General features: G+C 73.7%; 4 protein-coding genes. 3 read left to right on the forward strand and 1 reads right to left on the reverse strand.

The genetic code is table 11. From position 1 onward, the window contains the following. Positions 1–1,618 (forward strand): BCCT family transporter (locus GTW67_RS33555; RefSeq protein WP_237519161.1); only part of this gene is annotated, 1,618 nt, incomplete at its 5' end. Between the two features lie 452 nt (positions 1,619–2,070). On the opposite strand, the gene GTW67_RS33560 is transcribed toward GTW67_RS33555, so the two are convergent. Further along, positions 2,071–3,051 carry an FAD-dependent oxidoreductase gene (locus GTW67_RS33560; protein ID WP_161168504.1) on the reverse strand — a complete coding sequence of 327 codons (981 nt, stop codon included), beginning with the start codon at positions 3,049–3,051 and terminating at the stop codon, positions 2,071–2,073. Positions 3,052–3,128: 77 nt separating this feature from the next. On the opposite strand from GTW67_RS33560, the gene GTW67_RS33565 reads away from it, so the two are divergent. Continuing rightward, positions 3,129–4,166, forward strand: coding sequence for an oxidoreductase (locus tag GTW67_RS33565; protein ID WP_161168505.1), 1,038 nt, complete (start codon positions 3,129–3,131; stop codon positions 4,164–4,166). 35 nt (positions 4,167–4,201) lie between these two features. Continuing rightward, positions 4,202–5,845, forward strand: coding sequence for an ABC-F family ATP-binding cassette domain-containing protein (locus GTW67_RS33570; protein WP_161168506.1), 1,644 nt, complete (start codon positions 4,202–4,204; stop codon positions 5,843–5,845). Positions 5,846–5,875: the final 30 nt, after the last annotated feature.

The raw sequence follows: 5,875 nt of genomic DNA on the forward strand, positions 1-5,875 counted from the left end.
TGTCACCGCCGCCCTGACCCTCGCCTTCGTCATCTGGGGCGCCGCCTTCACCGACTCGCTGGAGGACGCCTCCAACACGATGCTCGGCGGCCTGATGCACAACGGCGGCTGGGCGTTCATGCTCGCCGCCTCCGGCTTCGTCGTCTTCGCCCTCTGGCTCGCGGCCAGCCGCTACGGCCGGATCCACCTCGGCGCCGAGGGCGAGGAACCCGAGTTCCGCACGGTGTCCTGGGTCGCGATGATGTTCAGCGCGGGCATGGGCATCGGCCTGATGTTCTACGGCGTCAGCGAACCGCTCGCGCACTACACGACGCCCCCGCCGGGCACCTCCCCGGCCGACTCCGGCGAACGCATGGAGACGGCCATGGCCACCACCCTCTTCCACTGGACGCTCCACCCGTGGGCGATCTACGCGGTGGTCGGTCTCGGCATCGCCTACAGCACCTTCCGCAGGCGCCGCCGGCAGACCATCAGCGCCGTGTTCACCCCGCTCATCGGCGAGAAGAACGCGAACGGCGTCGGCGGCCGGATCATCGACATGCTCGCCATCATCGCGACCGTCTTCGGCTCCGCCGCCTCGCTCGGCCTCGGCGCGCTCCAGATCGGCTCCGGCGTGGAGAAGCTGGACTGGCTGGACAAGGTCAGCACGGGACTGCTGGTCACCATCATCGCCGTGCTCACCGTGGCGTTCGTGGCCTCCGCGATCTCCGGTGTGGAGAAGGGCATCCAGTGGCTGTCCAACACCAACATGGTGCTGGCCCTGGTCCTCGCGGTGTTCGTGTTCGTCGCCGGGCCGACCATCGTCGTCCTCGACCTGCTGCCCACCTCGGTCTTCGCCTACCTCGGCGACCTGCCGCAGCTGGCCGGCCGCACCGAGGCCAGCGGCGGCAAGGGCGTCGCCGACTGGCTGGGCAGCTGGACCGTCTTCTACTGGGCCTGGTGGATCTCCTGGACGCCCTTCGTCGGCATGTTCATCGCCCGCATCAGCCGGGGCCGGACGATCCGGCAGTTCATCGGCGGCGTCATCCTCGTGCCCAGCACGGTCAGCCTGATCTGGTTCGCGATCTTCGGCGGCTCGGCGATGAAGCTCCAGGAGCAGGACCGGATCGGCGACGACTCGACGCCCGAGGGCCAGCTGTTCGCCGTACTCCAGGAGTTCCCCATCGCGACCGCCACCAGCCTGCTGGTGATGATCCTCGTCGGCATCTTCTTCGTCTCCGGCGCCGACGCGGCCTCCATCGTGATGGGCACGCTCTCGCAGAAGGGCGCGCTCGAACCCAGCCGCTGGGTGGTCGTGTTCTGGGGCGTGGTCACGGGCGCCGTCGCCGCCATCATGCTGCTCGTCGGCAGCGGGCAGGGCGACGCGCTGACCGGCCTCCAGAACCTCACGATCCTCGCGGCGGCCCCCTTCGTCATCGTGATGATCTTCATGTGCGTCGCCCTCATGCGCGACCTGCGCAGGGACCCGCTCATCGTGCGGGGCGAGATGGGCTCCGAGGCCGTCGAACTCGCCGTCATCGCGGGCCACCGGCAGTACGACGGCGACTTCGAGATCCGCATCGGGCCGGGCGCCGGCACGGAGGTGGAGGGCGACCCGATCGGCAAACACGACGACTGAACCCACCTGCGCCCGGCCCCGCATCACCGACCCGCCCGGGTGCGCCCAGGGCGCCCCCTGACCCGGTCCGGCCCGGCCCGGGCCGGACCTCTGCGCCCCGGCGTCCGTCGGAGCCGGCCCCCGGTCGGCCGGCTGAGGACCGCGCCGAATCTTGGGCGGGGGCCGGGTCCCGGGGCCCGCAGGGGCCACCGGCCCGGAGCGGTCCCATCGGGCACGGATCCGGGCCGCAGCCCCGGTTCCGGGCCGGGGCCGGGGCCCGTAGGGGCGACCTGCCCGGAGTGGCCCCTGCGAGCGCGGGTCGGTCACGTCCGCGCGGTCCTGCCCCCGCAGGGGACCGTTAGGCGGCCGCCAGGCGGGGCGCCTCTCGGGCGCAGCCCCAGGTCCGAGGGGGAGCCGGGGCCCCGGGCCCGCAGGGGCGACCGCCCGGACTGTCCCCTGCGGGCGCGGGCCGGTCATGCCCGCGCGGCCCCGCTCCCGCAGGGACCCGTCGCCAGGCGGGCTGCCTCTCGGGCGCAGCCCCAGGCCACCGTCACGCCCGCGCCGCCGTGACCGTAGTTGTGGACCAGCAGCCGTCCGTCCGGCAGGACCTCCCGTTCCAGTCGCACCGCGTCCCGCGCCGGCCGCAGCCCCACCCGGTGCTCCAGCACCCGCGCCCCGGCGATCTCCGGCCGCAGCGCGGCGCACCGCCGTACGATCGCCTCCGCGACCGCCGGGTCCGGCTCCGCCGACCACGCGTCCTCCTCGGCCGTGCCGCCCAGGACCAGCCGCCCGGGGTGCGGGAAGAAGTACGCCATCTCCCCGGAGACGGCGTCCGTGGAGACCAGCCAGGTGTCGATGCCCGGGTTCTCCACCACGACCAGCTGCCCCCGCACCGGACGCACCGACGCGTCCGGCACCAGCTCCCGGGCGCCCAGCCCCGTGCAGTTGACCACGACCGGCGCCCCGACCTCCGCCAGATCGGCCACCGCCCGCGTCTCCACCACACCGCCCGCCGCCGCCAACCGCTCCCGCAGCCACGGCAGATGAGCCGACATGTCGATCAACGGCAGCCGCGCCCACAGCCCCGCCCCGCCGTACTCCCCGGCCCGCGACGCCCGCAGCCCCGGCAGCCGCGCGGTCGCCCACCCGTCGACCTCGTCCAGTCCCGTCTCGCCCAGCACCCCTTCGACCACGCGTACGCCCGTCCCCTCGGGCCGCGCCGCCAGTTCCTCGTAGACGTCCAGGGACAGCAGCGCCCACTCCCGCGCCAGCGCCACCGGCTCGATGCGGTACGGCCACCACAGCGCGCCCGCGACCGCCGAGGTGGTGCGCTCGACGGGCTCCCGCGTCCACACCCGCACCCGCCTGCCGGCCTCGGCGAGCACGACGGCCGTCGTCAGCCCGATCACCCCGCCGCCGACCACGACGACCTCGTCATCCAGTTCGGTTTCCACACCGGGACGATAGGCCCTCTCCGCCCGAATACGTCAGTGCGTGCTCACATCGGCGTCCCCGAGGGAATACTCACCGCATGGCTGCCGAATACGCGACCTTCGGCCTGGCACCGGCGATGCGGGCCGGTGGCGTCCTCGCCGGCGGCGACTTCCAGGTCCACCGCGACTTCGTGGACTTCATCGTGGACGGACGATCCTTGCTGTTCCGCCTCTCCGACCTGGACGCCGTCTCCCCGCTCGCCTCCGACGTGCCACCGGCGATCTTCACCGCGCAGGTCCGCAGCCTGCTCCTGGAGACCGACGCGCCACTGCCCGGCGGCCGCTACGTCATCTACGGCTGTCCCGACTGCGCGGACCTGGCCTGCGGCGCGGTGACCGCCGTGATCCGGCGCGACGGCGACGACTTCGTCTGGCGGGACTTCGCCTGGCAGACCGGCGAGCACGCCGACCTCGCGTTCAACGGCTACCACGGCATCGGCCCCTTCCGCTTCTCCGGCGCCGAGTACCGCGCGGCGCTGGCCGCCCTCCTCGACGGCGGCGGCGGCGCGCACACCCGCCGCCGGGTCCTGCTGATCGGCGCCCGCGTCGCCCTGCTCGCCCGGCTCGCCGCGGCCCTGCGCACCATCGGCATCGGCGCCGACATCGCCCACGACGCCACCGGCGTCCCCGCCGACGAACTGCGCGCCTACGGTGCCGTCGCCTTCGGCCGCGCGATCGGCGAGGCGGAACGGGCCGCCGTACGCCGGGCCTTCACCCGGGCCGGCGTCGATGTCGCCCATGTCGACGGCCTCGCCCCGATCGTCCCGCTGCTCGTCGCCCAGATCGAACACGCCCTGGACCGGGGCCCGGCCGAACGGCACCGGCTGACCCGCCTGACGGCGGCCGGCGGTGCCGCGGAGATCGAGGTGACCTCGCCCTGCCGGGTGCGGCTCACCGCGTACCGCCTCGACCGCCTCTACCGCACGCACACCCACGAGGTCTTCGACGACGTGCTCGAACCGGGCGGCCACCGCATCGCCCTGGACCCGAGGGCGGTGAAGGGGGAGTCCTTCGTGGTGGCGCGGGCGCCGGGAAGCGTGCTGGTGGCGGCCGTGCGGCACGGGGAACCCGGCTGAGGCGACGGCGGGGCGCGGTTAAAATCGGCGGTCTGATGACTGCCACCCTCGTCGCCAAGAACCTCGCCGCCGGCCACGGCGACCGCTCCCTGTTCACCGGACTCGACCTCGTCGTCGCCCCCGGCGACGTGATCGGCCTCGTCGGGGCCAACGGCGCCGGCAAGTCCACCCTCCTGCGGATGCTCGCCGGCCTCACCGCCCCGGAACAGGGCGAGCTGCGCCTGTCCCCGCCGAGCGCCACCGTCGGCCACCTCCCGCAGGAGCCGGAGCGCCGGCCCGGCGAGACCGTCCGCGCCTTCCTCGCCCGCCGTACCGGCGTCACCGAGGCCCAGCGCGCCATGGACGAGGCCACCGAGGCCCTGGTCGAGGGCGCCCCGGGCGCCGACGACGCCTACGCCACCAGCCTGGAGCGCTGGCTCGCCCTCGGCGGCGCCGACCTCGACGACCGCGCCGAGGAGACCGCCGACGCGCTCGGCCTGACGGTCGGCCTGGACCAGCCGATGACCTCCCTGTCCGGAGGCCAGGCGGCCCGCGCGGGCCTCGCGTCCCTCCTGCTGTCCCGCTACGACGTCTTCCTGCTCGACGAGCCGACCAACGACCTCGACCTGGACGGCCTGGAACGCCTCGAACGCTTCGTGTCCGGCCTGCGCGCCGGCACCGTCGTCGTCAGCCACGACCGCGAGTTCCTCACCCGCACGGTCACCAAGGTCCTCGAACTCGACCTGGCCCAGCGGCAGATCAACCTCTACGGCGGCGGCTACGAGGCCTATCTGGAGGAGCGCGAGGTGGCCCGCCGGCACGCCCGCGACGAGTACGACGAGTACGCCGACAAGCGCGCCGCCCTCCAGGACCGGGCGCAGATGCAGCGCGGCTGGATGGACAAGGGCGTCAAGAACGCCCGGCGCAAGGCGGGCAACGACAACGACAAGATCGGCCGCAAGTTCCGCAGCGAGGCCAGCGAGAAGCAGGCCGCCAAGGCCCGCCAGACCCAGCGCATGATCGAACGCCTCGACGTCGTCGAGGAGCCGCGCAAGGAGTGGGACCTGCGCATGGAGATCGCGTCGGCACCGCGCTCCGGCGCGGTCGTCGCCACCCTGCGCGACGCCGAGGTCCGGCGCGGCGACTTCACACTGGGACCGGTCTCCCTCCAGATCGACTGGGCGGACCGGGTGGCGATCACCGGCGCCAACGGCGCGGGCAAGTCCACCCTCCTCGGCGTCCTCCTGGGCCGCGTCCCGCTCGACGCCGGACACGCGGCACTCGGCTCGGGCGTCCTCGTCGGCGAGGTCGACCAGGCCCGCGCGCTGTTCCACGGCCCCGAGTCCCTGCTCGACGCCTTCCGCGCTGCCGTCCCCGACACGGAGCCGGCGGACATCCGGACCCTGCTGGCCAAGTTCGGCCTCAAGGCCGACCACGTCACGCGCCCCGCCGCCACCCTCTCCCCGGGCGAACGCACGCGCGCCGCCCTGGCCCTCCTCCAGGGCAGAGGCGTCAACCTCCTGGTCCTCGACGAGCCGACCAACCACCTGGACCTGCCGGCCATCGAACAACTGGAATCAGCCCTGGACGCCTACGAGGGCACACTCCTCCTGATCACCCACGACCGCCGCATGCTCAACGCGGTACAGGTAACCCGCCGCCTGGAGGTCACGGACGGCAAAGTCGTAGAACGTACGTAGCTGCGGGCAGTCGTGCCGCTGGGGCGGCAC

It is taken from the genome of Streptomyces sp. SID5910 (genome assembly GCF_009862125.1).
In the GTDB taxonomy this organism is placed as follows: Bacteria; Actinomycetota; Actinomycetes; order Streptomycetales; family Streptomycetaceae; genus Streptomyces.

Bases quoted from the DNA above. Each gene is read 5' to 3' on its own strand.
- GTW67_RS33565 (WP_161168505.1), top strand. From the start codon at position 3,129: ATGGCTGCCGAATACGCGACCTTCGGCCTGGCACCGGCGATGCGGGCC.
- GTW67_RS33570 (WP_161168506.1), top strand. From the start codon at position 4,202: ATGACTGCCACCCTCGTCGCCAAGAACCTCGCCGCCGGCCACGGCGAC.